Below are 25,492 nucleotides of genomic sequence, written 5' to 3'. Positions count from 1 at the left end.
GCCCGCGCCCGTGGCGCCGCCGCGTGGCCCCGCGCGATAGTTCCTGCATTTCGCAACGGCTCGGTTAACATTCAGCGCGTTTCTTGTCCTGCCGCAATCCCTTCATGCCAGCCCCGCGGGGCTCCCTTACGCCGCTGCCCCGTTCCGTCTCCGTGCACAGCCCCACACTCGTCATTCTCGCGGCCATCCTGTCGGCGCTGGTTACCGCAGTGCTGTATGCCGTGTGGCATTTCAACAAGAACATCCCGGGCCTGCGGCTGTGGACGCTGTCATTCCTGGGCGCGTCGGTGTTCTGCGCCACGCTGCTGGCGCGCGAGCGGATGCCCGAAGTGCCGGCCGTGGTGCTGGCGCAGGGGGCCAATGCGCTGGCGGCCTACCTGTGCTGGCTGGGCAGCCGCGCCTACATGGGGCGCCCGCCCATCGCCCACCGGTATGCCGCGGCCGCCATCGTGTCGCTGGTGGCGCTGTCGGTGTATTTCACGGTGGCGCAGCCCCATCCCGGCGCGCGGTTCGCCCTGGCGGGCTGGTTCGCGGGCGTGTGCTTCCTGCTCACGGCGCGCACGCTGGCGCAGGGTGGCTTTCGCCGTGTGCCGGCGCGCTACCTGCTCGCGGGCGTCATGGCCTTCCATGGGGTGTGCGTGCTGGTGCGCCCCGTGATCTTCCGGCTGGCCGCCCCTTCGGATGCCGGCCTGCTGACGCAGCTGTCGCAGTTCGTGGTGCTGGAGGCCACGGTGGCCCTCGTGATGATCGCGTTTGGCGTGCTGATGCTGACCAATGAATTCGTGACGAGCGAGCTGCGCCACCTCGCCGAGATCGACCCGCTCACCAGCGTGTTCAACCGCCGCGCCTTCATCACGCTGCTGGACAAGGGCCTGAGCAATGCCCAGCGCACCCGGGCCGCGCTGCCCGTGCTGGTGATGGACCTCGACCACTTCAAGAAGATCAACGACACCGGCGGCCACCAGTGCGGGGACGACGCGCTGCGCCACTTCGTGGACCTGGCCCACCGCTGCCTGCGCCGGGAGGATGTGATGGGCCGCCTGGGTGGGGAGGAGTTCGCCATCTTCCTGCCCAACGCGGACGGCCCTGGTGCCGCCGGCGTGGCCGAACGCCTGCGGGCGCTGGTCGAGTCCGAGCCCATGGATGCCGAACGGCGTCGCGTGGCCCTGACCGTGAGCATCGGCATCACGCTGTCCACCAGCGGGGATTCGGCCGAGGCGGTGCTGCAGCGAGCGGACGAGGCGATGTACCTTGCCAAGGCGCGCGGGCGCAACCGGGTGGAGGTCGTGGCGCTGCCGGACGATCCCGTGCCGTTGAAGTGGCCGCGCCCCGCGGAGCGGCCAGGCACCGCGCGCAGCGCGGCGGTGCTGTAGCCAGCTTCCACCAGGCGCGCGTGCGGTCGCGCCGCCGGGCCCTGCCGCTTGCCTGATGGGCCTGAAACGCTGCCTGTGTCGGCTGCCCGACCTTCGGGCGTGCCGCCGCGCAGCGCGCCGCCGCACAATGGTGGCCTTGCCTCGTCCCGTCCATTCCCAGACCACCACCATTCCCCATGGCATTGAATCCCCTCGGCAGCAACCCGCTCGGCGGCGCGGGCCCGGGCACCGCGCCCGGTGCATCGCCGTCGGCGCCCGCAGCGCAGCGCAGGGCGTTCCTGGCATCCGGCACGGGGCTGGCCGCCCTGGGTGTGGCGGCGGCCGCCGGGGCCGGCTACCTGCTGTACCGGCCGGGCAACGACCGGCAACTCGTCTTTGGCACCCTGGCGCGCGCCATGCAAGAGGTCGAGCGCCTTGCGGGCGCTGCGGTCCAGCCGCTGGCGCCCGCCACGGCCTGGAACTGGTCGCAGACGCTGGAGCACTGCGCACAGAGCATCGAGTTCTCGCTGCGGGGCTTCCCGGCGCCCAGGTCGGCGCTGTTCCAGAACACCCTGGGTGCGGCTGCTTTCAACGTGTTTGCCCTGCGCGGCCGCATGAGCCACGACCTGGCGGAGCCCATCCCGGGCGCGCCCGCGCTGGATGCGTCCACGCCCGGGGCGTCGGCGGCCCTGGCCCGGCTGCGCCAAGCCGTGCAGGACTTCTCCGTGCACGCGGGGCCGCTGCACCCGCACTTCGCCTACGGGGCGCTGGACAAGGCGCAGTACGAGCAGGCGCACGCCATGCACCTGGCCAATCATCTGTCGGCCTTTGACGCAGGGGGCTGAGCGCGGGCTGCGCGGCCCTGTGCAGTTCCATGCCATGCGGATGCCGGCTGGATGCTATTGAAGTTATAGCTTTTGGCGCTTGTCCAGAAAGCGCCAGAGGCATATTTCACCCGAATGTGCCCATTCTCTCAGCCCAGATCGTCAAAATCCCATTGGGCGCAGAGGGCGTCAAAGCGCAGGGCGTCCAGCACGCTCAGGAACACACCGGGTTCCGCAAGCTCCCCCTCGGAGTGCAGGTACCACACCAGCGCCTGCGGGCCCACGGTGAAGATGCGCAGCCCCGCCATGTCCACGACGGGCCGCGCCCGCAGGGCGTCCAGCAGCGACGCCAACTCGCCGGGCGTTGAGAACGCCCCGCACGTGCGCATGCCGCAGAACGGATAGCCACCCTGTGCCATCTGGTAGTAGGCGACGGTGTGCAAAAACGCCTCCAGGCCCACGGCTTCCTCGAACCAGTCCGGGGAATCCAGGTCGGTGGTTTGCCACACCCGCTGCCGGGAATCGGTGGCCCACCAGCACACGCCCTGGTTCTCTTCCAGAAACAGCAGCTTGTCGCCCAGGCACTCCCAGTCTTGCGGCGGCGCAAACCGCTGAAAACCGGCCATCAAATCGGCACGTCTGCCCACGGCGGCGTAATAAGCGTGCAGGGCAGGGGGCACTGGGCCACCCAGGCGATGGCTTGCGGCGGCCAGTTCATCTTCCGGCAGCCCGTCTTCGGGGCTGACAGGGCGGCCCAGCAGCCAGGCCAGGGTGTCTGAAAGGGGCGGGGTGGTGAGGGCAGTCATGGGTTTCGGTTCAAGGGGCCGCCACGCGCGGCAGGTGCAGGCCGGATGTTCGGGTGGCGATTGATGCAGGTCAAGGGAGGGCGTGCTGCGGCTTGGGGTAACGCGGGGTGCAAAGCTACCATCCCTCGACGGGCCCAAGTGCCCACAAGGATGGACCATGAGCAAGCAATGGAAGATCGCTGCGGCTTTGGCCGTGGTGCTGCTGGGGGGAGGGCTGCTGCTGCGCTGGGCGCCCTGGCAGGCCAAAGGGCCAGGCCCCGGCTTCGTGAGCGGCAACGGCCGCATCGAGGCCACCGAGATCGCCGTGGCCACCAAACTCGCGGGCAAGGTGCTCGATGTGCTGGTGGCCGAGGGCGATTTCGTGAAAGCCGGGCAACCCCTGGCCCGCATGCAGATCGACAGCCTGCAGGCCCAGCGTGAAGAGGCGGTGGCCCGGCTGCAGCAGGCGCAGCTGGCCATCAGCAGTGCCCAGGTGCAGGTGGCCCAGCGTGATAGCGACTACCAGGCCGCGCTGGCCGTGGTCGCGCAGCGCGAGAGCGACCTCGACACCGCCCGCCGCCGCCTGCCGCGCTCCGAGCAGCTGGCGCGCGAGGGTTTTTTCTCCAGCCAGTTGCTCGACGACGACCGCGCCAAGGTGCGCAGCCAGCAAGCCGCTGTGACCGCTGCAAAAGCCCAGGCGAAGGCCGCGCAGGCGGGCATCGGTGCGTCGCGCACGCAGGTGACCAGCGCCGAGGCCAATGTGCGCGCGCTGCAGGCCACGCTGGCCCGCATCGATGTGGAGCTGGCCGACAGCGAGCTCAAGGCGCCGCGCGATGGCCGCGTCCAGTTCCGCGTGGTGCAGCCCGGCGAGGTGCTGGGTGCGGGTGCGCGCGTGCTGCAGCTGGTGGACCTGAGCGACGTGTACATGACCTTCTTTTTGCCCGAAACCGTGGCGGGCCGCGTGGCGCTGGGCAGCGAGGTGCGCATCGTGCTCGATGCCGCGCCGGGCTTCGTGATCCCGGCCACCGTGTCGTTCGTGGCCAGCACCGCGCAGTTCACCCCCAAGACGGTGGAAACCGCGAGCGAGCGCCAGAAGCTCATGTTCCGCGTGCGCGCGCAGATCGACAAGGCGCTGCTGCTGCGCCACCAGGAACAGGTCAAGACCGGACTGCCCGGCGTGGCCTGGCTGCGGGTGGACCCTGCGGTGGAGTGGCCCGCAGAACTCGCCGTCAAGGCTGGCCAGTGAACCCAGCGGCCGGCGCTGCACCCGTGGCCCGCCTGCGCGGCGTGGGCCAGCGCTACGGGCGCACGGTGGCGCTCGATGGCATCGACCTGGAAGTGGCCGCAGGCCGCATGGTGGGCCTGATCGGGCCGGATGGCGTGGGCAAGTCCAGCCTGCTGGCCCTGGTGGCGGGCGCGCGGGCGGTGCAGCAGGGCACCGTGGAGGTGCTGGGCGGCGACATGGCCCAAAGCCGCCACCGCAGCCGGGTGTGCCCCCGCATCGCCTACATGCCCCAGGGCTTGGGCAAGAACCTGTACCCCACGCTGTCGGTGGAAGAAAACCTGCAGTTTTTTGGCCGCCTGTTCGGGCACGACGCGGCCGAGCGGCGCCGCCGCATTGACGAACTCACGCGCAGCACGGGGCTGTACCCCTTTCTGGCGCGGCCTGCGGGCAAGCTCTCGGGCGGCATGAAGCAGAAGCTGGCCCTGTGCTGCGCGCTCATCCACGACCCCGACCTGCTCATCCTGGACGAACCCACCACCGGCGTGGACCCGCTGGCGCGCGCGCAGTTCTGGGATTTGATCGGCCGCATCCGCGCCGCGCGGCCGGGCATGAGCGTGATCGTGGCCACGGCCTACATGGAAGAGGCCCAGCGTTTTGAATGGCTGGTGGCCATGGACGAAGGGCGCATCCTGGCCACCGGCACACCCGCCGAGCTGATGGCCCGCACCGGGCACGATGCGCTGGAGCAGGCCTTTGTGGCCCTGCTGCCCGAGGCAAAGCGCCGGGGCCACCGGGCGGTGCAGATTCCGCCGCTGGACCGGTCGCAGGCAGACGACGCTGCCAACGTCGCCATCGAGGCGCGCGACCTCACCATGCGCTTTGGCGACTTTGTGGCGGTGGACCATGTGAGCTTTCGCATCCAGCGGGGCGAGATCTTTGGCTTCTTGGGCAGCAACGGCTGCGGCAAGTCCACCACCATGAAGATGCTCACCGGCCTGCTGCCCGCCAGCGACGGGCAGGCCTGGCTGTTTGGCCAGCCGGTGGACCCCAAGGACATGGCCACGCGGCGGCGGGTGGGCTACATGTCGCAGGCGTTTTCGCTGTACAGCGAGCTGTCGGTGGAGCAGAACCTGGTGCTGCATGCCCGGCTGTTCCACGTGCCCGAGGCCGAGGTACCCGCGCGCGTGACGGCCATGCTCGAGCGCTTTGACCTGCAGGCCGCCCGCAGCGCACTGCCCATGAAGCTGCCGCTGGGCATGCGCCAGCGCCTGTCGCTGGCCGTGGCCATGGTGCACCAGCCCGAGCTGCTGATCCTGGACGAGCCCACCTCGGGCGTGGACCCCATGGCGCGCGACAACTTCTGGCGCCTGATGGTGGAGCTGGCCCGGCGCGACAAGGTCACCATCTTCATCTCCACCCACTTCATGAACGAGGCCGAGCGCTGCGACCGCATCTCGCTGATGCACGCGGGGCGTGTGCTGGAGAGCGCCGCGCCGCAGGAGATCGTGGCCAAGCGCGGCGCCGCCACGCTGGAAGAAGCCTTCATCGGCTACCTGGAGGATGCCGCGGGCACGGCCCCAGCCCCTGTGCCTGTGCAGGCTGCGGAGCCCGCTGCACTATCGCCCGTGCATGCCCCCGACGCCCCCACCTGGCCCATCCGCCTGCGCCAAAGCCTGGCCCGCATCCACAGCACCCAGTGGCGCGAATCGCTGGAGCTGCGCCGCGACCCCGTGCGGGGCGCCATGGCGCTGCTGGGCTCGCTGATCCTGATGTTCGTGATGGGCTACGGCATCAGCATGGACGTGGAGAACCTGCGCTTTGCCGTGCTGGACCGCGACCAGACCGCGTTGAGCCGCGCCTACACGCTGAACCTCGCGGGCTCGCGCTACTTCACCGAGCAGCCGCCGATTGCCACCTACGCCGAGCTGGACGCGCGCATGCGCTCCGCCGAGATATCGCTGGCGCTGGAGATCCCGCCCGGCTTTGCGCGCGACGTGGCGCGCGGCCAGCCGGTGCAGATCGGTGCCTGGGTGGACGGGGCCATGCCCCAGCGCGCCGAAACCGTCATCGGCTACGCCCAGGGCCTGCACCAGCAATGGCTGGTGGAGCAAAGCCGCAGCCGCACGGGCGTGGTGCCCCGGGGCCTGCTGGAGGTGGAGCCGCGCTACCGCTACAACCCCGACGTGCGCAGCCTGCCGTCCATGGTGCCTGCCGTGATCCCGCTGCTGTTGCTCATGCTGCCCGCCATGCTCACGGCCCTGGCCGTGGTGCGCGAGAAGGAACTGGGCTCGATCATCAACCTGTATGTGACGCCCACCACGCGCACCGAATTCATGCTGGGCAAGCAGCTGCCCTATGTGCTGCTGGCGCTGTTCAACTTTGGCTTGATGTGCCTGGCGGCGGTGACGGTGTTTGGCGTGCCAATGACGGGAAGTTTTGCCACGTTGACGCTGGCCGCCGTGGTGTTCAGCCTGTGCTCCACAGGCATGGGCCTCTTGGCCTCCACCGTCACGCGCAGCCAGATCGCGGCGATGTTCTTCGCGATGGTGGGCACCATCATTCCCGCCGTGCAGTTTGCGGGGCTCATCAACCCGGTGTCGTCCATGACGGGGTTTGCGCGCTGGGTGGGCGAGGTCTACCCGGCCAGCCACATGTTCACCATCAGCCGGGGCGTGTTTAACAAGGCGCTCTCCCTGCAAGACCTGCAGGCCGAGTTCTGGCCCATGCTGGTGGCGGTGCCGGTCATCGTCGGTGCCGCCATTGCCTTGCTGAAGAAGCAGGAGACCTGACATGGCGTTGCGTGGACGGTGGTCCAACATCTTTCGGTTAGGCATCAAGGAGCTTTGGAGCCTGTGGCGCGACCCGGCCATGCTGTTCCTCATCGTCTACACCACCACACTCGCGGTGTACTCGGCGGGCATGGCGCAGCCCGAGACGCTGCACCACGTGCCCATTGCCATCGTGGACGAGGACGACTCGGCCTTGTCCCAGCGCATCGCCACCGCGTTCTACGCCCCCCAGTTCACGCGCCCCGCCATGATCAGCATGCGCGAGGTGGACCCGGGCCTGGACGCCGGCCGCTTCACGCTGGTGCTGCACATCCCCGCCCACTTCCAGCGCGACGTGCTGGCAGGCCGGGTGCCGCAGGTGCAGCTCAACATCGACGCCACGCGCATGGGGCAGGCGTTCGCGGCCAATGGGGCGGTGCAGCAGATCGTGCAGCTGGAGGTGGCCGAGTTCGTGCAGCGCGACCGCTCCGTGGCCGAGCAGCCCATCGAGCTCACGGTGCGCTCGCGCTTCAACCCGGCGCTGAACCCCGCGTGGTTCGGCTCGCTCATGGAGCTGATCAACATCGTGACCATGCTCTCCATCATCCTCACCGGCGCCGCGCTGATCCGCGAGCGCGAGCATGGCACGGTGGAGCATTTGCTGGTGATGCCCGTCACCCCGGGCGAGATCATGCTGGCCAAGGTCTGGGCCATGGCGCTGGTGGTGCTGGTCGCCACGTGGATTTCGCTCACGGCGGTGATCCGCTGGGCGATTGGCGTGCCCATCGAGGGTTCGGTGCCGCTGTTCCTGCTGGGGGCCACGCTGCACCTGTTCGCCACCACGTCCATGGGCATCTTCATGGCCACGGTGGCGCGCAGCATGCCGCAGTTTGGCTTGCTGATGGTGCTGGTGATGATGCCGCTGCAGATGCTGTCGGGCGGTGTCACCCCGCGCGAGAGCATGCCGCTGTGGGTGCAGTACGGCATGGCGCTGGCGCCCACCACGCACTTCACCGAACTGGCCCAGGCCATCCTCTACCGGGGCGCGGGCTGGGCGGTGGTGTGGCCGTCGCTGGTGTGGCTGCTGGGGATTGGGGCCGTGCTGTTCAGCCTGGCGCTGGCGCGGTTTCGCAAGACGATTGCGCGCATGGCGTAGATGCTTGCAATGCTATTGAATGTGTAGCTGCTTGCGCTTGATACATAAGCGCGAGAGGCTAATTTAATGTGAAATTCACGTTGTCGGGCCGCCCCGGCAGGTGCAGTTGGGCCACGGGGGGCGGGCTGCTGGCCAGTAGCTTGCCGCGCCGCCACACGCCCAGGCGCGCTGCGCGCAGGCGGATTGCTTCCACGGGATTGCGTGCGTGCAGCAGCACGAAGTCGGCATATGCGCCCGGCTCGATGCCGTAGCCCTCCAGCCCCAGCAGCTTGGCGGGATTCACCGTCACTGCATCAAAACACTGCCGCATCGCGGCCTGGCTGGTCATCTGCCCCACGTGCAGGCCCATGTGCGCGGCTTCCAGCATGTCGGCGCTGCCGCCGCTGTACCAGGGGTCCAGCACGCAGTCGTGGCCAAACGCCACGGTCAGGCCCGCGGCCATCAGCTCGGGCACGCGGGTCATGCCCCGGCGCTTGGGGTAGGTGTCGTGGCGGCCTTGCAGCGTGATGTTGATGAGCGGGTTGGCCACCACGCCCAGGTCGGCCTCGGCCATCAGCGGGATGAGCTTGCTCACGTAGTAGTTGTCCATGCTGTGCATGGAGGTGAGGTGCGAACCCGTCACGCGGCCCTGCAGGCCCAGGCGCTGGGTCTCAAAGGCCAGGGTTTCGACATGGCGTGACAGCGGATCGTCGGATTCGTCGCAGTGCATGTCCACGCGCTTGCCCTGGCTTGCCGCCAGTTCGCAGAGGACCTTCACGCTCTCGGCGCCCTGGGCCATGGTGCGCTCGAAATGCGGAATGCCGCCCACCACGTCCACGCCCAGGTCCAGCGCACGTTTGAGGTTGTCGAGCCCGCCGCGCGCGCGCAGCACGCCGTCTTGGGGGAAGGCCACCAGCTGCAAATCCAGGTACGGCGCCACGCGCTGCTTCACCTCCAGCAGGGCCTGCACGGGCAGCAGGCTGGCGTGGCTGGTGTCCACATGGCTGCGAACGGCCAGCAGCCCGCGCGCCACGGCCATGTCGCAATACCGCAGGGCGCGCTCCACGATGGCATCGTGCGTGAGGGTCGGCTTGAGTTCGCCCCACAGCGCAATGCCTTCGAGCAGCGTGCCGCTCTCGTTCACGCGCGGCTGGCCGTAGCTCAGGGTCGAATCCATGTGGAAATGCGCGTCCACGAACGGCGGGCTGACGAGCAGGCCGCCCGCATCCACTGTTTCGTGCGCGGGGGCTTGCAGGCCCTCGGTCACCTCGGCGATGCGGCCGTCCTGCACGGCAATCGACATGTTCTGGCGGCCGTCGGGCAGGGTGGCGTGGGTGATGAGCAGGTCGAGCATGGTGGGGGCGTCTGGTGTCGGGGTGTCGGGTTTTTTCAAGACCGTGGCGGGCTTTGTGCCTAAGCTGGGTGTCTCACAGGGCGCATCTATTTCAGCGCATTTTTGCAAAGGCAGTCTTCATGCAATTTGGCTACACCATTCTCTACGTCGAAGATGTTCCCAGGACCATCGCTTTTTATGAGGCCGCCTTCGGCCTCACCCGCCGCTTCGTGCACGAGGCCGGCGACTTCGGCGAGCTGGACACGGGCGCCACCGCGCTGGCCTTCTCGTCGCTGCGGCTGATGGCCGAGCTGGGCAAGAACCCGCAGCGCGCGTCGGCCGAGGCGCCCAGTTTCGAGATCGCGTTCACCACCACCGACGTGGCTGCTGCCGTGCAGCGCGCGGTGGATGCCGGTGCCCGGCTGGTGCAGGCGCCCGGGCAGATGCCCTGGGGCCAGACGGTGGCCTATGTCGCGGACATCAACGGCGCGCTGGTGGAGCTGTGCACGCCCATGGGGCCGCCAGCCGTTTGAACGGTCGTGGTGGCGCAGGCGTAGACGGTGGTGCCGGCCCCGGGGCGTGGGTTTCACATGAAATTCAGCCATAGCCCGCCTGCGCCACCGTGGCCAGCAGTTGTGGTGTGCGGCGCAGCGCTGCAGGCGTCTGCCCGAGCCAGCGCAGACAGTCGCGGTGGAAGTGGGCTTGGTCGGCGTAGCCGTTGTCGGCTGCAATCTCCGCCAGCGGTTTGGCCGTGCCGAGCGCCTGCGCTGCACGGCGCACGCGGGCCAGCGCGCGCCAGAAGCGGGGCGATTGGCCGGTGGAGCGTTGGGTCAGACGCTCCAACGTGCGTTCGGACACCCCTAGGCCGTGTGCTGCCGCGCCCACCGTGGCTGCATGCGCCAGCGCGTGTAGCGCCTCTTGGACACGTGGATCCCTGTCGGTGTGGTGGTCGATGGCCTCCAGCAGCAAGGCTTCCAGCGCCGTGGTGTCGTGGCCCAGGCCGCAGGAGCGTGGCCCAGCGCGGCGCCTGTGCTGGTGCCAGATGGCCCGTGCGGACTGCAGCAATGCTGCTGCATCGATGGTGGTGCCGGGACACAGGCGGTAGCCCAGCCACTGCTCGCCAGCGCGTCCGGGCACCTCCATGGCAGCGTCGGCCAGTGGTGAGATATGCCAGGCGGAGTGCCCGCAAGCCTCCACATGCAGGATGAGGTCGCTGCAGCCATCGGGCAGCACCGTGGTGGCACTGGCATCGGTGGTGTCGAACTGCCAGCGCGCCAGCACGGTCAGTGGCAGCAAGGGGCTGGTGCTGAGAGAAGGCGGCACGTCTGGCATGGCAGGCCCGCCGTCAGCGCTTTTGTGTGGTGCGAAAGCGCACCTCGCCCGGGTTGTGTCCTGCGTCGATGGTGATACGGAACACACTGTTGTCATGGCCAGACTGCGCCCGCGCTGTGAAGCGAATGCCCCGGCGCGTGGGCAGGCAGCTCATCTGGCTCAGGGTGATGGCGGCATGGTCGTTGTTGATCTGCGCAAAACCCTCGGTGTGAACCGCGGCGGCGCTGTCGGTGCGGTCCCGCGCGATCCACTGCAGGTAGAGAAAAGACTGCGCGTAGCGCGTGGCGTGCACGATGCGGTACGTGCCGCCGCCTTCACCCGGCTGCACCGGGGCGGGCCACTGACCGCAAACCTTGACCCAGTCCACATCGGGCGCGGCGGTGAAGGATTCATACGGCATGTCTTGCCCCAGCGCGTGGGCATGCCCCGCACAGGCCAGCAGCGCGGCCGCCAGCCAAGGCGCGATGGGGCTGGGCGCGCGCCTCACCGCTCGCCCTTGCGGTAGGGCTTCATCAGCGCCTGCGGGTACGCTGCCTTGCGCGCCACCAGCACCAGGGCCAGTATGGAGAGCAGGTAGGGCAGCATCAGATACACCTGGTACGGAAGCCACGCGCCGCCCGCCTGCTGCAGCCGAAGCTGCAGCGCATCGAAAAAAGCGAACAGCAGCGCGCCCAGCAGTGCCTTGCCGGGGCGCCACGAGGCGAACACCACCAGCGCGACGCAGATCCAGCCGCGCCCGTTCACCATGTTGAAGAAGAAAGCGTTGAACGCCGACAGCGTGAGGAAGGCACCCGCCACACCCATCAACGCCGAGCCCGCCACGATGGCCCCCGTGCGCGTGGCCGCCACCGGGATGCCCTGGCCCTCGGCGGCCTGCGGGTTCTCGCCCACCATGCGCACGGCCAGGCCCAGCGGCGTGCGCATGAGCACCCAGGCCAGTATCGGCACCAGGGCCAGCGCCAGCAGCGTGAGTGGCGTCTGCGCTGAGAGAATGGGCACGCCCAGCCAGTCCATGGCGGCGAAGGGCTCGATGGTGGGCGGCGTGTTCACCTTCGGAAAGCTCACGCGGTAGCCGTAGTAGCTGAGCGCCGTGGCCAGCAGCGTGATGCCCAGGCCCGAGACATGCTGCGACAGCGCCAGCCCCACCGTGAGCCAGGCATGCAGCAGCCCGAACACGCCCCCCGTGAGCGCCGCCACCAGCACCCCGGTCCACAGGCCGTGCCCGGCGTACACCGTGAGCCAGCCCGTGAAGGCGCCCGCCACCATGATGCCCTCGATGCCCAGGTGGAGCACGCCGGCGCGCTCGCACAGCAGCACCCCGAGCGTGCCCAGGATGAGCGGCGTGGCCACGCGCAGCGTGGCGATCCAGAAGGCCGGATTGGCCAGGATGTCGAGGAGTTCGGTCATTTCCACCTCACCCGGTACTGCGTGAGCAGGGTGGCGACGAGCACCGCGATGAGCGAGGTGGCCACGATCACGTCGGCGATGTAGGTGGGCACGCCCACCGCGCGGCTCATGCTGTCGGCACCCACCAGCACGCCGGCCACGAAGGTGCCCGCCGCGATCACGCCCAGCGGGTGCAGCCCGGCCAGCATGGCGATCACGATGCCGCTGTAGCCATAGCCCGGCGACATGTCGAGCGTGACGTAGCCGGTGCGGCCCGCCACCTCGATGGCACCGGCCAGCCCCGCCAGCCCGCCCGAGAGCAGGGCCACCAGCACCACGGTGCGGGTGATGGGCACGCCGGCAAACGCGGCGGCCCGCGCATTGGCACCGGCCGCGCGGATGTCGAAGCCCGGCACCGTGCGCCGCAGGATGGCCCAGAGGATCAGTGCCAGGCCGATGGCCCACAGCAGTCCCGTGTGCAGGCGCGTCTGCGGCACCAGCCTGGACAGCTCCAGGTCTCCCTGCAGCGCCACGCTCTGCGGCCAGCCCATGGACAGCGGGTCTTTCATGGGGCCGTCGAGCAGGGCCGAGACCAGCAGCAGCATGATGAAGTTGAGCAGCAGCGTGGTCACCACCTCGTCCACCCCCAGGCGCGACTTCATGAGCGCCGGGCCCAGCAGCAGCAGGGCGCCGGCCAGGGCCGCCGCCAGCATCATCGCCGGGAACAGCAGCCAGGGCGACCATTCCAGCCCCGTGCCGCCATGCAGGCCGCCCACGGCCACTGCGGCCAGCGCGCCGGCATACAACTGCCCCTCGGCACCGATGTTGAACAGCCGGGCGCGAAAGGCCACCGCCGCGGCCAGCCCGGTCAGGATCAGCGGCGTGGCGCGCGTGAGCGTTTCGGTCAGCGCGAAGACCGAGCCGAAGGCGCCTTTGACGAGCAGTGCATAGGTCTGGCCCACGGGCGCGCCGGCCCACAGCACCAGCAGGCCGCTGATGACGAGGGTGAACACCACGGAGCCCACCGGCGCCGCCACGTAGGCGGCGGGGGAGATGTGGTTGCGTTTTTCAAGCCGCATGGGTCGGCGCTTCGTGGGGAATGGAGGGCATCGGACTACCATCCGCGGCGGAGAGGTTCGGCTTGCTCCACGCAGGCCGCCAACAACGGGAGGGAGAGATCATGCAAAACCTGGTGTGGGGATGGCTTGGGCGCCTGTTGCTGTGCGGCGCGCTGGCGCTGGGCTGCGCAGGTGCCATGGCACAGGCATTGACCGGCGAGGGCCCGGCAACGGCTGCGCCGGTCGCCCCGCCGGACCTGCCGCTGAAGAACGAAGCGGAATACACCGCCGACATCAACGAATGGCTGGACCATACACGCAGGCTGCAGGAAGAAGGTCGGGTGCGGCACAGGCGCATCACCATCGGCGTGGTGTCGGCCCTGGTGGCAGGCTTTCTCGGCCTGCTGCTGCATACCTGGCGCAGCGGCCGGCCCATGGCCTTCAAGATCAGCCGCGTGCTGCTGTGGGCTCCCCTGTTCCTGTTGGCGGGGGTGTGGTTCTTTCCATCCATCATCCTGATGGTGATGGGGTGTGCGCCCGTGATGCTCGGCGTGTGGTGGCGGCGCGCCCTGTCGTGGTGGGAGCTGTCCATCGCCTCCGCGCTGTACCTGCCGGCCCTGGTGTTCACCTGGCTTGTCTTCAGGACACTGGCTGGCATGGGTGGCGGGTAAGGGCCCGGGCGCTGAATCGGCGCCTGCGCAGTCACGGGGTTTCCTCCGCGCTGCTGGCGGCGCCCGCCATCGCCAGGCCGATGGCCTCGCGCGTCCAGCCCTCTGCAGGCCGCGCTGCGCTCAGGTGCCCCTCGTGCATCACCGCCACGCGGTCGCCCAGGGCCAGCACCTCGTCGAGATCGTCCGAGATCAGCAGCACGGCGGCACCGCCGTCGCGCGCGTTGATGAGCTGCTGCTGCACGAAGGTGACGGCGCCGATATCGAGCCCCCAGGTGGGCTGGTGGGTCACGATGAGGCGCGGCGCAGGGGCGCTCTGGCTGGCGTCGTAGGGCGGCAGCAGGGCGCGGCCCAGGATGAGCTTTTGCATGTTGCCGCCCGAGAGCGCGCGGGCAGGGGTGTCGGGCCCGCCGCCGCGCACGTCGAAGGTCTCGGCCACGCGCTGGGCATGCTGGCGCGCGGCGCCGCGCTTGACCCAGAAGGCCCGGAACCAGGGGTGGGCGAACCAGTGGCTGCGCAGGCGTTCGGACACGGCGTTCTCCCACACCGGCAGGTCGCCCACCACGCCCACGGCATGGCGGTCCTCGGGGATGCGGGCCACGCCCTGGTCCACCACCCAAGCCGGGCGGGCCTGCAGCGGCGTGCCCAGCAGCGTGATCTGGCCGGCGGTGGCGGCGCGCACGCCGCACAGCACATCGGCCAGCGCCACCTGGCCATTGCCCGAGACACCGGCGATGGCGACGATCTCGCCGGCGTTCAGGGTGAGCGATACGCCCTGCAGCCGATCACGACCCGTGGATGCCGTGGATACGTTGGCCAGCGTGCACACCGGCGCACCCACGCTCCGGGCGGGGCGGCGTTCGCTGGCCTCGATGGCATGGCCCACCATCCACTGCGCGAGCTGGCCTTGCGTGGTGCCCTGCGCGGGCGCCTCGGCCACGAGCTTGCCCTGGCGCAGCACGGCCACGCGGTGCGAGACGCGCAGCACCTCGGCCAGCTTGTGGCTGATGAAGATGATGGACAGGCCCTGCGCCACCATCTGCGCGAGCGTGTCGAACAGCGCTTCGCTTTCCTGCGGCGTGAGCACGGCGGTGGGTTCGTCCAGGATGAGGATGCGCGCGCCCCGGTACAGCGCCTTGAGGATCTCCACGCGCTGGCGCTCGCCGACCGAGAGGCCGCCCACCAGCGCCTCGGGCCGCACGGGCAGGCCGAACTGGCGGGACACCGCCAGCAGGCGCTCGCGCGCACCCGCGCGCCGTGAGAAGGGCTGCCACAAGGGTTCGGAGCCCAGCAGCACGTTGTCCAGCACCGTGAGGTTGTCGGCCAGGGTGAAATGCTGGTGCACCATGCCGATGCCCGCCGCCAGCGCCGCGCGTGGCTGGCCGGGCGGCAGCGGCTGGCCGAAGACCTCGATGTGGCCCGCGTCGGCCACGTAGTGGCCGAACAGGATGGACATCAGCGTGGACTTGCCCGCCCCGTTCTCCCCCAGCAGTGCCAGTACCTCGCCGCGCTGCAGCGCAAGGCTGATGCCGTCGTTGGCTACCAGCTTGCCGAAGCGTTTGGTGATGCCCTGCAGGCGCAGGACGGGGCCGGAGGGGTCCGTCATTTCCAGTTCGAGAGAAAGGCCAGCAGCACCTTGGCGGAATTGGCCGCCGCCAGGCCCATGAAGGTGCCCATTTCATTCTCGCCTTCGCCACCACCGGCCAGATCGCTCAGCGAGCGAAAGGCGATGTAGGGCACGCCGTTGCTGTGGGCCACCATGGCGGTGGCGGCGGTCTCCATGTCGAGCACATTGGCCTCGAAGGTCTTGAACGCGTATTCGCGGAAAGCCTTGTTGTCCACGAAGGCCTGGCCCGACACGCCGTTGCCGCCCACCACGAGCTGCGGGCGCTGTTTCAGGCAGGTGCTGGCCAGGCAATGCGCCAGGCCCACGTCCTGCAGGCCGCGCGCGGTGGCCAGCATTTGGGGGTCCGCCTCAAACCAGAACTGTCTGGTGATGCCGGGCTTGGCCGCCGACCTCACCTCGACCGGGCGCGGGTGCATCATGCCGAAGGCGGGCATCGTCAGTTCGCTTTTCATCCACGCGGGGGCGCTGTACTGGCCGGGCTGGTCTTCACGCGCCATCAGCCATTCCATGTACTGGCCCCACTGCGCGGGCACGGTCACGTCGCCAATGTGCAGGCCGGGGTTCACGCCGCCGGCGATGCCGGAAAAGACGATGTGGCTCACGTTGAAGCGGTCCAGCACCAATTGCGTGTTCATGGCCGCGTTGGTCATGCTGATGCCCGACAGGAACACCACCACGGGCTTGCCCGAGAGCGTGCCGGTGGTGAATTCCACGCCGTTGACGCTGTGCCTGGCGGGCTGCTGCACCTGCGGCAGCAGCACCGTCAGCTCGGGTGCAAAGGCCGAGATGACGGCGATGCGCGGCGTGCTGTCCAGCCGTGCCGCCTGGCCCGGCGCGACCGCGGCGCATCCCGCCACCAGCGTGGCCAGGGCCAGGGCGCCCAGCAGGCGCATGCACCGCGCGGCCAGGGCGGTTGTCTCGGGGCGGTGGGAAAGCGGTGCGGGCATGGCGTTCCTTGTCGGGAAAAAGAAGAAAAGGAAAAATCGTACAGCGCAGCGCACGGCGGCGCAGGCCACAGCGCAGCCGGTGCGCCCGCGCGCAGGCAGCGGCGGGTGGCGCCCGCGTGCCGGGGTGCCTACCTGGCCGTGGACTTGGGCTGGCTGTCGTCCACCTTCACGCTGAACTTGCCGGCCAGGATGTCGGCCTCCTTGGCCTTGACCTTGGCCACGATGTCGGCGGGCACCTTCTTCTCGAACGTGCCCAGCGGCGCCAATTCAGAGCCCTTGTGCTTCATCATCGAGTAGGGGCCGTAGTCCTCGGCTGTGAACTTGCCGTCCTTGACCAGCTTGAGGGCGCGTTCGATGCTGGGCTCCATGTGCCACAGCGCGGAGGCGACCACGGTGTCGGGGTACTTGTCCTGCGTGTTGATCACGTTGCCGATGGCGAGCTTGCCCTTTTCCTTGGCCGCGTCGGACACGCCAAAGCGCTCGGCATAGAGCACGTCGGCGCCCTTGTCGATCATGGCGAAGGTGGCTTCCTTGGCCTTGGGCGGGTCGAACCAGCTGTTGATGAAGGTGATGGTGAACTCGACCTTGGGGTTGGTCTCCTTCGCGCCGGCCATGAAGGCGTGCATCAGGCGGTTGACCTCGGGAATGGGGAAGCCGCCGACCATGCCGATCTTGTTCGTCTTGGTCATGCCGCCCGCGACCATGCCGGACAGGTAGGCGGGCTCCTGGATGTAGTTGTCGAACACGCTGAAATTGGGCGCCTGCGGCTTGCCCGAGGAGCCCAGCAGGAACGAGGTCTTGGGGAAGTCCTTGGCCACCTTGCGGGCGGCGGTCTCCACCGCGAAGGCCTCGCCCACGATGAGCTGGTTGCCGCCGGTGGCGTACTCGCGCATCACGCGCTCGTAGTCGGCGTTGGAGACGTTCTCGCTGGCCTTGTATTCGATCTCGCCGCGCGCTTCGGCGGCCTTCAGGGCCTTGTGGATGCGGCTCACCCACTGCTGCTCGTAGGGCACCGTGTAGATCGCCGCGACCTTGAGCTTGGACTGCGCGTGGGCCAGCGAGGGTGCCAGGCCCATGGCGGCCGAAAGGGCCATGGAAGTGCAGAGCAGGCGTCCGGTGAAGATGCGGCGAGTGGTCATGGTGGAGTCCTTCAGACAGGCAAACAAGGAGGAATGGGTGTCAGCAGCCAAGCAAGGAGCGCGCCAATGGGCAGCCGCCCGGTGGCACGAGGCCGGAGGCAAGTCTGCCAGAGGAAAGCCACCAGTTGGTAAAAAAATGACGCGCCAAAAAAAACCACCGGAGGGCCTGGCCCCGCGGTGGCTGGTTCGCGATGGCGTGCCGTGCGCCTACTTGGTGCCGAAGATCCGGTCCCCCGCATCCCCCAGCCCCGGCAGGATGTAGCCGTGGTCGTTCAGTTCGCGGTCGATGGCGGCGGTGAAGATCGGCACGTCGGGGTGGGCCTTTTGCAGCGTGGCCACGCCTTCGGGGGCGGCCAGCAGGCACACGAACTTGATGGAGCGGGGATTGAGTTTTTTCAGGCGGTCCACGCAGGCGGCGGCCGAGTTGCCGGTGGCCAGCATGGGGTCCACCACGATGATGTCGCGCTCGTCCATTTCGGACGGCATCTTGAAGTAGTACTCCACCGGCTGCAGCGTGGCCGGGTCGCGGTACAGCCCGATGTGGCCCACGCGGGCGCCGGGCACCACGTTGAGCATGCCGTCGAGGAAGCCGTTGCCCGCGCGCAGGATGGAGACCAGTACCAGCTTCTTGCCGTCGATCACCTGGCCGGTCATGGTCTCCAGCGGGGTTTCGATCTGCACGTCCTGCAGGGGCATGTCGCGCGTGACTTCGTACGCCATGAGCGTGCTGAGCTCGCCCAGCAGGCGGCGAAAGCTGTTGGTGCTGGCGTCCTTCTTGCGCATCAGCGTGAGCTTGTGCTGGACGAGGGGGTGGTTGATGACGGTGACGTTGCTCATGGCTGGGCCTGTGTTTTGGGGGATGGAAAGAGGCGCGCCCGCATTTTTACCTGACAGAGGCGCTGGCGGCAGGCACTGTCAGGGTTGCGGGCTGCCGTGCGGCCGGCCGTGGCGGGCCGCTGGCGTCGCCCTCTGGGGCTGGCGGCGGCGGCGCGGCGCATGGGTGAGTCTAATCCGACAGGAACCGCGCATAGCGCGCCAGGTCCACATTGCCGCCGCTGATGATGACGCCCACCCGTTCGCCCTGCAGCAGCTTGCCGCCGTCATCGACACCCGAGAACGCGTGCGCGCCCGCATAGGCAAGGGCGCCCGTGGGCTCCACCACGATCTTCATGCGCTCCGCGAAGAAGCGCAGGGACTGCATGAGCTGGGCGTCGCTCACGCTCAGGATGTCTTCCACCCGCTCGCGGATGATGGGAAAGGTGAGCTCGCCCAGCGCCTGGGTCTGCGCGCCATCGGCGATGGTGTGCGGCGTCGGGATGCGCACGATCTGCCCCGCCCGCAGCGACTGCTGGCCGTCGTTGCCGTTTTCGGGCTCCACGCCGATCACGCGGCAGCGCGGTGCCAGGGCGCCCGCGGCCAGCAGGCTGCCTGCCAGCAGGCCCCCGCCGCCCACGCACACGAACAGGTAGTCGAGGTCGGGCACTTCTTCAAAAAGCTCCAGCGCCGCGGTGCCCTGGCCCGCGATGACGTGGGGATGGTCGAACGGAGGCACCAGCGTCATGCCTCGCTCCAGCGCCAGGCGGCGGCTGATGGCCTCGCGGTCCTCGGTGTAGCGGTCGTAGGTGACGACCTGGGCTCCATAGGCGCGCGTGGCCGCCATCTTGGAGGCGGGCGCGTCTTCGGGCATGACGATGGCGACGGGCATGTCCAGCAGGCGGGCCGACAGCGCGATCGCCTGCGCATGGTTGCCGGCCGAGAAAGCCAGCACGCCGCGTTCGCGCTGCTCGTCGGTGAACTGGGCGAGCGTGTTGAAGGCGCCGCGGAACTTGAACGCGCCCGTGCGCTGCAGGTTCTCGCATTTGAAGAAGAGCTGGGCGCCCAGCATTTCGTCGGCGGTGGTGGAGCGCAGCACCGGCGTGCGGTGCGCGATGCCCTTGAGCCGGTGCGCGGCGGCGGCCACGTCGTCGTAGGTGGGCGGGGTCAGACTGGGCAATGTCATGGCGGCGTCCTCGGGGCAGGGGCGGGCAAGGGGTTGCCCGTGTTCGCCACATGATAGCCCCAGACGCGATCGCCGCGCGCCGAAAAGGCCTCTGCCGGTTGTCCTGTCAGCGCGGGCAGCTATCAATTTTGATTTTTCGCGCCGGTCTCGCGGCGCGGCGCTCTCAGCCCAGTTCGCTGAACCGTACCAGCGGCGCCAGGGCCGGGAAGTCGCCCGCGCGCTTTTGCTTCATGGCCGTGACCGACTCGCGCACATGCTGGTTGCTCCAGATGGCGCCCTGCAGCCAGCCCATCTGGCGCAGGCTGTCTTCCACGCTGTGGTCGCGCGCGTAGTTCACGGCCTGCTTGGTGCCCCAGATGGCGACGGGGGGCTTGGAGGCGATTTCCTGGGCGCATTGCAGGGCGGCGGCCAGCATGGCCTCCTGCGTGTCGAACACCTCGTTGACCAGCCCGTGGCCCAGGGCCCTGGCGGCGCCCAGGCGGCGGCCGGTGTAGGCCAGTTCTTTCACCACGCCCAGCGGGATGAGCTTGGGCAGGCGCTGCAGCGTGCCCACGTCGGCCACCATGCCGATGTTGATTTCCTGGATGCAGAAGAACGCATCCGCCGTGGCGTAGCGCACGCAGGCCGCCGTCACCATGTCCACCGCGCCGCCGATGCAGCCGCCGTGGATGGCCATGATCACGGGAATGCGCAGGTTCTCGATGCGGGTGAAGGTGGCCTGCATGTCGGTGAGCAGGTCGAAGATGGCGGCGCGGCCTTCGGGGCTCTGGTCGTCCATGGTGATGGCGCCGCCGAAGGTCTCCAGCGCCATGCCCGCGCTGAAATGCTTGCCCGTGCTGCTGATGACCAGCGCGCGCGCCTCGCCCGCCTGTTGCAGGTGGGCCAGCACCTCGTCCAGCTCGCGCCAGAACGTAGGGTGCATGGTGTTCATGGCCTCGGGCCGGTTCATCACCAGGTGGGCGACATGCTGGGAGATGCCGAGGCTGAAGCAGGTGAGGGTCTTGTTCATGGGATGCCACTGTAGACCCGCTGGCCCCGGCAGTGTCGTCGCCTGGGTGACTTTGGATGATTCTGGCTTCAAGCCCTTATCTATCAAGCGCCAATAGCTATCAAATAAGGAGCATTTGCGCGAGGGTGGCAGACGGCCGTGGCATGGCCCGTCAATCGCCGCCCCCGCCGCCGCAGCCGCCGCCATCCCCTGCGCCGTCGCTCCCGCCTCCATCCGAGCTGTCGGCGCCGCCGAAGTCTCCCGAGCTGCCGCTGTAGCCGCCGTCCGAGAAGCTGGTGCCGCAGTAGCTGTCGCCGCCGCTGCCGCCGGCATCGCTCTTGCGGGCGATGTCGGAGCAGTCAGGCACGTAGGCAAAGCCGCCCGGGATGGCGAACTTGGCATCCAGCGCGAACAGCAGGGGCAGGCGGCTGGGGGCCTTGGGGTCGATGGATTCCTCCTTGCACACCCAGTACCAGCAGCGGCGCAGGCCGTCGTTGTGCCGGGCCTTCGCGCCCAGCGCCTCGGCGGGCGTGTGGTGCAGGAAGAAGCCCAGCGCATGGTGGCACCAGTGCTTGTAGGCCTGGGTGTGCAGGATGAACTCATGCCACAGCACGTCGACCGCCCTGGAGGGCATGGCCACGAACTGCTTGTTGCCGCGCAGGCAGGCCATGAAGAACTGGCGCAGGCCCCGCTCCACCAGCTCGCAGTCGCGCGTGCTCAGGTGGGGGTAGGTTTCGCGCAGCTTGCGCTGCAGAAAGCGGGGCAGGGGGGCTTCGCGGATGGTGCGCTGGCGCACCGCGCGGGTCCACTGGATCGCCAGGGCCGTGATGATGACCGTGGCAAGGAAATACAGGAGCCAGGGCCAGCGCAGGCGCCAGGCGCCGCCCAGGAGCCCGGCGATGGCAACCACCCACACGGCAATCGCCAGCGGCACGACCTTGCTTGCCCACCACAGCAGCATGTTGTCGATGCGTTTCATCGTCCCTCCTTTTTTTGTTGTTGTGTGGCGATTTCACGGCGGTTTTGTGACCGATTGATGACACTTCGGGTGGTGTCGCCAGTGGGGCACGGCTGGTGTGCCCGCCGTACCATCACCACCCTGCTGCAGCCGCGGTGACAGTGCCGCGCCGGGGACGCAGGGCAGGGGCGGGAATCTGCGCCCCGCCCGTGGTCAACGGCGCTTGCTGCCGCCGAAGATGCTGCCCAGCACCCCGCGCAGGATCTCCTTGCCCAGCGAGGTGCCCATGGTGCGCACGGCCGACTTGGCCATGGTCTGGGCCAGGCCGTCGCGTTTGCCACCGCGCGGGCCGGTGGTGCCAAACAGCACGTCGTTGAGCCCGCCCATCAGGCCGCCGCCGCTGTCTTCCGTGTTGGCGGGCGTGCCTTTGCTGCCATTGGCTGGCGCCTGGGCGCTGGCTTCGGCCGCGCGGCCCTTGAGTTTTTCGTAGGCCGACTCGCGGTCCACCACCTTTTCATACACGCCCGCGACCAGCGAGTTGGCCACCAGCATCTGGCGCTGCTGCGGCGTGATGGGACCGAGCTGGCTGCCGGGCGGCAGCACGAACACCCGTTCGGTGATGCTCGGGCGGCCCTTGGCATCGAGAAAGCTCACCAGCGCCTCGCCCACGGCCAGTTCGGTGATGGCGGTCTCGATGTCGAGGCCCGGCTTTTGCCGCATGGTGGTGGCCGTGGCCTTCACGGCCTTCTGGTCGCGGGGGGTGAAGGCGCGCAGCGCATGCTGCACGCGGTTGCCCAGCTGGGCCAGCACGCTGTCCGGGATGTCGAGCGGGTTCTGGGTGACGAAATACACGCCCACGCCCTTGGAGCGCACCAGGCGCACCACGAGTTCGATGCGCTCGATGAGCACCTTGGGCGCCTCGTTGAACAGGAGGTGAGCCTCGTCGAAGAAGAACACCAGCTTGGGCTGCTCGGGGTCGCCGATCTCGGGCAGTTGCTCGAACAGTTCCGACAGCATCCACAAGAGGAAGGTGGCATACAGCCGCGGCGAATTCATGAGCTTGTCGGCCGCCAGGATGTTGACCACGCCGTGGCCGTCCACCGTCTGCATGAAGTCCTGGATGTTGAGCATGGGCTCGCCGAAGAACTCGCTGCCGCCCTGCTGCTCGATCTGCAGCAGCCCGCGCTGGATGGCGCCCACGCTGGCGGCGCTCACGTTGCCGTATTCGGTGGTGAACTCCTTGGCGTTGTCGCCGACGTATTGCAGCATGGCGCGCAGGTCCTTGAGGTCCAGCAGCAGCATGCCGTTGTCGTCGGCGATCTTGAACACCAGGTTGAGCACGCCCAGCTGGGTTTCATTGAGGTTGAGCATGCGGCCCAGCAGCAGCGGGCCCATGTCGGACACGGTGGCGCGCACAGGGTGGCCCTGTTCGCCAAACACGTCCCACAGCGTGGTGGGGCAGGCCAGGGGGGCGGGCAGGGGAAGGCCGCGCTCCTTGAGCACGGCGGCCAGCTTGTCGCCGATCTTGCCGGGCTGGCTGGCGCCCGTGAGGTCGCCCTTCACATCGGCCATGAACACCGGCACGCCGATGCGCGAGAAGTTCTCGGCCAGGGTCTGCAAGGTCACTGTCTTGCCCGTGCCGGTGGCGCCGGTGATGAGCCCGTGGCGGTTGGCCAGCCCTGGAAGCAGGTGGCATTCGATGGTGTCGTGCTTGGCAATCAGCAGGGGTTCGGCCATTTGGGGTTTCCTCGGGGGTACAGGTTCGGCAAAAAGTAAAATCGCGCTCAGTAGATTAAATCAATACAAAAGGATCTCTCGTGGCAGGACACAGCAAATGGGCGAATATCCAGCACCGCAAGGGGCGGCAGGATGAAAAACGCGGCAAGATCTGGACCCGCATCATTCGCGAAATCACCGTGGCTGCCCGCTCGGGCGGCGGCGACCTGTCTGCCAACCCCCGCCTGCGTCTGGCGGTGGACAAGGCCAAGGCGGCCAACATGCCCGCCGACCGCATCAAATACAACATCGACAAGGCCACGGGCAACGCCGAAGGCCTGACCTACGAGGAAATCCGCTACGAAGGCTATGGCATTGGCGGCGCGGCCATCATGATCGACACCATGACCGACAACCGGGTGCGCACCGTGGCCGAAGTGCGACACGCGTTCAGCAAACACGGTGGCAACATGGGGACTGAAGGCTCGGTGGTGTTCCAATTCAAACACTGCGGCCAGCTGATCTTTGCCCCTGGCACCAGCGAGGACAAGGTGATGGAAGTGGCGCTGGAGGCGGGCGCCGAAGACGTGGTGACCGACGACGATGGCGCCGTGGAGGTGCTGACCGCCCCGGCCGACTTCGAGGCCGTGAAGAACGCGCTGGAGGCGGCGGGCCTCACTGCCGAGGTGGCGGGCGTGACCATGCGGCCCGAGAACACCATTGAACTGACCGGCGACGACGCCGCCAGGATGCAAAAGCTGCTGGACGTGCTGGAAGACCTGGACGATACGCAAGAGGTCTACCACAACGCCGCGCTCTGACCTCGGCGCCGCTGGATCGCCGATTTTTTCTTGCGCTGACCTGTTTTCCGACTGATATTTCCCCGAACCCCGCCACGCAGCCCGGTGCTGCGGGCCGGGTTCACCAAAGGCTCCTATGAAAGTACTTGTGATTGGTGGCGGCGGCCGTGAACACGCGATGGCGTGGAAACTGAGCCAGTCCCCCAAGGTGACCAAGGTGTATGTGGCGCCCGGCAACGGCGGCACCGCGCTGAACCCCAAGCTCGACAACGTGGCCATCTCCGACGTGCGCGAGCTGCGCGTGTGGGCGCAGGCCGAGAAGATCGCGCTGACGGTGGTGGGCCCCGAGGCGCCGCTGGCCGCCGGCGTGGTCGATGAGTTCCGTGCCAACGGCCTGCGCATCTTCGGCCCCACCAAGGCCGCTGCGCAGCTCGAAAGCTCCAAGGCCTTCTCCAAGGCCTTCATGCGCCGCCATGGCATTCCCACGGCCGACTACGACACCTTCACCGACCCGGCCGCCGCCCACGCCTTCGTGGACCGCCTGGGTGCCCCCATCGTCATCAAGGCCGACGGCCTCGCGGCTGGCAAGGGCGTGGTCGTGGCCATGACGCTGCAGGAGGCCCACGATGCCGTGGACTTCATGCTGGTGGACAACAAATACGGCGTGACGCACAACGAAGGTGGCGCGCGCGTGGTGATCGAGGAATTCCTCGAAGGCGAGGAAGCCAGTTTCATCGTGCTGTGCGATGGCAAGAACGTGCTGGCGCTGGCCACCAGCCAGGACCACAAGCGCCTCAAAGACGGGGACGAAGGCCCCAACACCGGCGGCATGGGAGCCTACTCGCCCGCGCCCGTGGTCACGGCCGACGTGCACGCCCGCGCCATGCGCGAGATCATCCTGCCCACCATCCGGGGCATGGAAAAGGACGGCATTCCCTACACCGGTTTTCTGTATGCCGGGCTGATGATCGACGCCAAGGGCCACCCCAAGACGCTCGAATTCAACTGCCGCATGGGCGATCCCGAGACCCAGCCCATCCTGATGCGCCTCAAGAGCGATTTCAGCGATGTGATGGCCGCCGCGGCCGATGGCAAGCTCGACCAGATGGAGCTGCAATGGGACCGCCGCACCGCGCTGGGCGTGGTCATGGCAGCCCACGGCTACCCGGAGAACCCGCGCAAGGGCGACCCCATCACCGGCCTGCCCGCCGAGGCCGACGATGCCATGGTGTTCCATGCGGGCACGCAGCTGAAAGACGGCGTGGTCAGCGTGACCGGTGGCCGGGTGCTGTGCGTGACGGTGCTGGCCGACAGCGTCAAGCAGGCGCAGCAGCGTGCCTACGACGTGGCGCGTGGCATCCAGTTCGATGGCGCGCAGTACCGCCGCGACATTGGTTTCCGCGCGGTGAAATAGCCCCCTCCTGAGTCGCCTGCGGCGCCTTCCCCCGCAGG

23 protein-coding genes are annotated in these 25,492 nt (G+C 68.4%); 9 read left to right on the top strand and 14 right to left on the bottom strand.

The window, feature by feature from the left end; translation table 11 throughout:
- Nucleotides 1–104: 104 nt before the first annotated feature.
- Together ACAM51_RS01795 and ACAM51_RS01790 are read left to right on the top strand one after the other, a co-directional pair.
- Nucleotides 105–1,373 (top strand): GGDEF domain-containing protein, encoded by a 1,269-nt coding sequence (locus ACAM51_RS01795; protein WP_218294844.1) that lies wholly within the window; start codon nucleotides 105–107, stop codon nucleotides 1,371–1,373.
- 176 nt (nucleotides 1,374–1,549) lie between these two features.
- A complete protein-coding gene (locus ACAM51_RS01790; protein ID WP_369642559.1) occupies nucleotides 1,550–2,197 on the top strand; it encodes a DUF1569 domain-containing protein in 648 nt (215 codons plus the stop codon).
- Nucleotides 2,198–2,325: 128 nt separating this feature from the next.
- Here the strand turns inward: ACAM51_RS01790 and ACAM51_RS01785 are convergent, their stop codons facing one another.
- Nucleotides 2,326–2,982, bottom strand: a complete 657-nt coding sequence (locus ACAM51_RS01785; protein ID WP_369642558.1) for a hypothetical protein — start codon at nucleotides 2,980–2,982, stop codon at nucleotides 2,326–2,328.
- A 157-nt stretch (nucleotides 2,983–3,139) separates the two neighbouring features.
- Between ACAM51_RS01785 and ACAM51_RS01780 the strand changes: the two genes are divergently transcribed.
- From ACAM51_RS01780 to ACAM51_RS01770, 3 genes are read left to right on the top strand one after another with little or no spacing between them, the layout of a single operon-like run.
- A complete protein-coding gene (locus ACAM51_RS01780; protein ID WP_369642557.1) occupies nucleotides 3,140–4,207 on the top strand; it encodes an HlyD family secretion protein in 1,068 nt (355 codons plus the stop codon).
- The gene (gene rbbA / locus ACAM51_RS01775; RefSeq protein WP_369642556.1) at nucleotides 4,204–6,975 is read left to right on the top strand and encodes a ribosome-associated ATPase/putative transporter RbbA; all 2,772 of its coding nucleotides are present in this window, start codon (nucleotides 4,204–4,206) and stop codon (nucleotides 6,973–6,975) included. The genes ACAM51_RS01780 and rbbA overlap by 4 nt, the downstream gene beginning before the upstream one ends.
- Before the next feature lies 1 nt (nucleotide 6,976).
- Nucleotides 6,977–8,110 carry an ABC transporter permease gene (locus ACAM51_RS01770; protein WP_369642555.1) on the top strand — a complete coding sequence of 378 codons (1,134 nt, stop codon included), beginning with the start codon at nucleotides 6,977–6,979 and terminating at the stop codon, nucleotides 8,108–8,110.
- Between the two features lie 58 nt (nucleotides 8,111–8,168).
- Here ACAM51_RS01770 and ACAM51_RS01765 read toward each other — a convergent pair whose 3' ends face one another.
- On the bottom strand, nucleotides 8,169–9,443 hold the full coding sequence (locus tag ACAM51_RS01765; protein WP_369642554.1) for an amidohydrolase family protein: 1,275 nt from the start codon (nucleotides 9,441–9,443) through the stop codon (nucleotides 8,169–8,171).
- Nucleotides 9,444–9,562: 119 nt separating this feature from the next.
- Between ACAM51_RS01765 and ACAM51_RS01760 the strand changes: the two genes are divergently transcribed.
- Entirely contained in the window at nucleotides 9,563–9,955 is a 393-nt protein-coding gene (locus ACAM51_RS01760) for a VOC family protein (RefSeq protein ID WP_369642553.1), read from the top strand.
- A gap of 64 nt (nucleotides 9,956–10,019) precedes the next feature.
- Here ACAM51_RS01760 and ACAM51_RS01755 read toward each other — a convergent pair whose 3' ends face one another.
- Genes ACAM51_RS01755 through ACAM51_RS01740 form a run of 4 tightly spaced genes read right to left on the bottom strand, consistent with a single transcriptional unit; the run spans nucleotide 10,020 to nucleotide 13,219 of the window.
- Nucleotides 10,020–10,754, bottom strand: coding sequence for a helix-turn-helix domain-containing protein (locus ACAM51_RS01755; protein WP_218294852.1), 735 nt, complete (start codon nucleotides 10,752–10,754; stop codon nucleotides 10,020–10,022).
- A gap of 13 nt (nucleotides 10,755–10,767) precedes the next feature.
- Entirely contained in the window at nucleotides 10,768–11,241 is a 474-nt protein-coding gene (locus ACAM51_RS01750) for a hypothetical protein (protein WP_369642552.1), read from the bottom strand.
- A complete protein-coding gene (locus ACAM51_RS01745) occupies nucleotides 11,238–12,161 on the bottom strand; it encodes an ABC transporter permease (protein ID WP_218341156.1) in 924 nt (307 codons plus the stop codon). Before ACAM51_RS01745 ends, ACAM51_RS01750 begins: the two co-directional genes overlap by 4 nt.
- Complete coding sequence (locus tag ACAM51_RS01740) at nucleotides 12,158–13,219, bottom strand: ABC transporter permease (RefSeq protein ID WP_369642551.1); 1,062 nt, start codon at nucleotides 13,217–13,219, stop codon at nucleotides 12,158–12,160. Before ACAM51_RS01740 ends, ACAM51_RS01745 begins: the two co-directional genes overlap by 4 nt.
- Nucleotides 13,220–13,320: 101 nt before the next feature.
- Here ACAM51_RS01740 and ACAM51_RS01735 point away from each other — a divergent pair, with 101 nt between their 5' ends.
- Nucleotides 13,321–13,869, top strand: a complete 549-nt coding sequence (locus ACAM51_RS01735; protein ID WP_218341158.1) for a hypothetical protein — start codon at nucleotides 13,321–13,323, stop codon at nucleotides 13,867–13,869.
- A 31-nt stretch (nucleotides 13,870–13,900) separates the two neighbouring features.
- Here ACAM51_RS01735 and ACAM51_RS01730 read toward each other — a convergent pair whose 3' ends face one another.
- From ACAM51_RS01730 to ACAM51_RS01695, 8 genes are all read right to left on the bottom strand, one after another.
- Nucleotides 13,901–15,472 (bottom strand): ABC transporter ATP-binding protein, encoded by a 1,572-nt coding sequence (locus ACAM51_RS01730; protein WP_369642550.1) that lies wholly within the window; start codon nucleotides 15,470–15,472, stop codon nucleotides 13,901–13,903.
- Entirely contained in the window at nucleotides 15,469–16,440 is a 972-nt protein-coding gene (locus ACAM51_RS01725) for a 5'-methylthioadenosine/S-adenosylhomocysteine nucleosidase (RefSeq protein WP_369642549.1), read from the bottom strand. Before ACAM51_RS01725 ends, ACAM51_RS01730 begins: the two co-directional genes overlap by 4 nt.
- 128 nt (nucleotides 16,441–16,568) lie before the next feature.
- A complete protein-coding gene (locus ACAM51_RS01720; RefSeq protein WP_218294858.1) occupies nucleotides 16,569–17,579 on the bottom strand; it encodes a BMP family protein in 1,011 nt (336 codons plus the stop codon).
- Between the two features lie 207 nt (nucleotides 17,580–17,786).
- Nucleotides 17,787–18,416, bottom strand: coding sequence for a uracil phosphoribosyltransferase (gene upp / locus ACAM51_RS01715; RefSeq protein ID WP_218294859.1), 630 nt, complete (start codon nucleotides 18,414–18,416; stop codon nucleotides 17,787–17,789).
- A gap of 169 nt (nucleotides 18,417–18,585) precedes the next feature.
- Nucleotides 18,586–19,578 (bottom strand): threo-3-hydroxy-L-aspartate ammonia-lyase, encoded by a 993-nt coding sequence (locus ACAM51_RS01710; RefSeq protein WP_218294860.1) that lies wholly within the window; start codon nucleotides 19,576–19,578, stop codon nucleotides 18,586–18,588.
- Nucleotides 19,579–19,741: 163 nt separating this feature from the next.
- Nucleotides 19,742–20,587 carry an enoyl-CoA hydratase-related protein gene (locus ACAM51_RS01705; protein WP_369642548.1) on the bottom strand — a complete coding sequence of 282 codons (846 nt, stop codon included), beginning with the start codon at nucleotides 20,585–20,587 and terminating at the stop codon, nucleotides 19,742–19,744.
- 151 nt (nucleotides 20,588–20,738) lie between these two features.
- A complete protein-coding gene (locus ACAM51_RS01700; RefSeq protein ID WP_369642547.1) occupies nucleotides 20,739–21,545 on the bottom strand; it encodes a hypothetical protein in 807 nt (268 codons plus the stop codon).
- Nucleotides 21,546–21,737: 192 nt separating this feature from the next.
- On the bottom strand, nucleotides 21,738–23,261 hold the full coding sequence (locus ACAM51_RS01695) for a helicase HerA-like C-terminal domain-containing protein (RefSeq protein WP_218294863.1): 1,524 nt from the start codon (nucleotides 23,259–23,261) through the stop codon (nucleotides 21,738–21,740).
- Nucleotides 23,262–23,341: 80 nt separating this feature from the next.
- Here ACAM51_RS01695 and ACAM51_RS01690 point away from each other — a divergent pair, with 80 nt between their 5' ends.
- Nucleotides 23,342–24,061 (top strand): YebC/PmpR family DNA-binding transcriptional regulator, encoded by a 720-nt coding sequence (locus ACAM51_RS01690; protein WP_218294864.1) that lies wholly within the window; start codon nucleotides 23,342–23,344, stop codon nucleotides 24,059–24,061.
- 115 nt (nucleotides 24,062–24,176) lie between these two features.
- Entirely contained in the window at nucleotides 24,177–25,454 is a 1,278-nt protein-coding gene (gene purD, locus ACAM51_RS01685) for a phosphoribosylamine--glycine ligase (RefSeq protein WP_369642546.1), read from the top strand.
- Nucleotides 25,455–25,492: the final 38 nt, after the last annotated feature.

Origin of the sequence: Acidovorax sp. A79 (assembly GCF_041154505.1) — a bacterium.
In the GTDB taxonomy this organism is placed as follows: Bacteria; Pseudomonadota; Gammaproteobacteria; order Burkholderiales; family Burkholderiaceae_C; genus Acidovorax.
This window is presented reverse-complemented; position numbering and strand designations above follow the sequence as displayed.

Bases quoted from the DNA above. Each gene is read 5' to 3' on its own strand.
- ACAM51_RS01710 (WP_218294860.1), bottom strand. From the start codon at position 19,578: ATGACATTGCCCAGTCTGACCCCGCCCACCTACGACGACGTGGCCGCC.
- ACAM51_RS01725 (WP_369642549.1), bottom strand. From the start codon at position 16,440: ATGCCCGCACCGCTTTCCCACCGCCCCGAGACAACCGCCCTGGCCGCG.
- ACAM51_RS01770 (WP_369642555.1), top strand. From the start codon at position 6,977: ATGGCGTTGCGTGGACGGTGGTCCAACATCTTTCGGTTAGGCATCAAG.
- ACAM51_RS01720 (WP_218294858.1), bottom strand. From the start codon at position 17,579: ATGACCACTCGCCGCATCTTCACCGGACGCCTGCTCTGCACTTCCATG.
- ACAM51_RS01735 (WP_218341158.1), top strand. From the start codon at position 13,321: ATGCAAAACCTGGTGTGGGGATGGCTTGGGCGCCTGTTGCTGTGCGGC.
- ACAM51_RS01785 (WP_369642558.1), bottom strand. From the start codon at position 2,982: ATGACTGCCCTCACCACCCCGCCCCTTTCAGACACCCTGGCCTGGCTG.
- ACAM51_RS01700 (WP_369642547.1), bottom strand. From the start codon at position 21,545: ATGAAACGCATCGACAACATGCTGCTGTGGTGGGCAAGCAAGGTCGTG.
- ACAM51_RS01755 (WP_218294852.1), bottom strand. From the start codon at position 10,754: ATGCCAGACGTGCCGCCTTCTCTCAGCACCAGCCCCTTGCTGCCACTG.
- ACAM51_RS01760 (WP_369642553.1), top strand. From the start codon at position 9,563: ATGCAATTTGGCTACACCATTCTCTACGTCGAAGATGTTCCCAGGACC.
- ACAM51_RS01730 (WP_369642550.1), bottom strand. From the start codon at position 15,472: ATGACGGACCCCTCCGGCCCCGTCCTGCGCCTGCAGGGCATCACCAAA.
- ACAM51_RS01790 (WP_369642559.1), top strand. From the start codon at position 1,550: ATGGCATTGAATCCCCTCGGCAGCAACCCGCTCGGCGGCGCGGGCCCG.
- ACAM51_RS01780 (WP_369642557.1), top strand. From the start codon at position 3,140: ATGAGCAAGCAATGGAAGATCGCTGCGGCTTTGGCCGTGGTGCTGCTG.
- upp (WP_218294859.1), bottom strand. From the start codon at position 18,416: ATGAGCAACGTCACCGTCATCAACCACCCCCTCGTCCAGCACAAGCTC.
- ACAM51_RS01745 (WP_218341156.1), bottom strand. From the start codon at position 12,161: ATGACCGAACTCCTCGACATCCTGGCCAATCCGGCCTTCTGGATCGCC.
- purD (WP_369642546.1), top strand. From the start codon at position 24,177: ATGAAAGTACTTGTGATTGGTGGCGGCGGCCGTGAACACGCGATGGCG.
- ACAM51_RS01695 (WP_218294863.1), bottom strand. From the start codon at position 23,261: ATGGCCGAACCCCTGCTGATTGCCAAGCACGACACCATCGAATGCCAC.
- ACAM51_RS01740 (WP_369642551.1), bottom strand. From the start codon at position 13,219: ATGCGGCTTGAAAAACGCAACCACATCTCCCCCGCCGCCTACGTGGCG.
- ACAM51_RS01795 (WP_218294844.1), top strand. From the start codon at position 105: ATGCCAGCCCCGCGGGGCTCCCTTACGCCGCTGCCCCGTTCCGTCTCC.
- ACAM51_RS01705 (WP_369642548.1), bottom strand. From the start codon at position 20,587: ATGAACAAGACCCTCACCTGCTTCAGCCTCGGCATCTCCCAGCATGTC.
- ACAM51_RS01765 (WP_369642554.1), bottom strand. From the start codon at position 9,443: ATGCTCGACCTGCTCATCACCCACGCCACCCTGCCCGACGGCCGCCAG.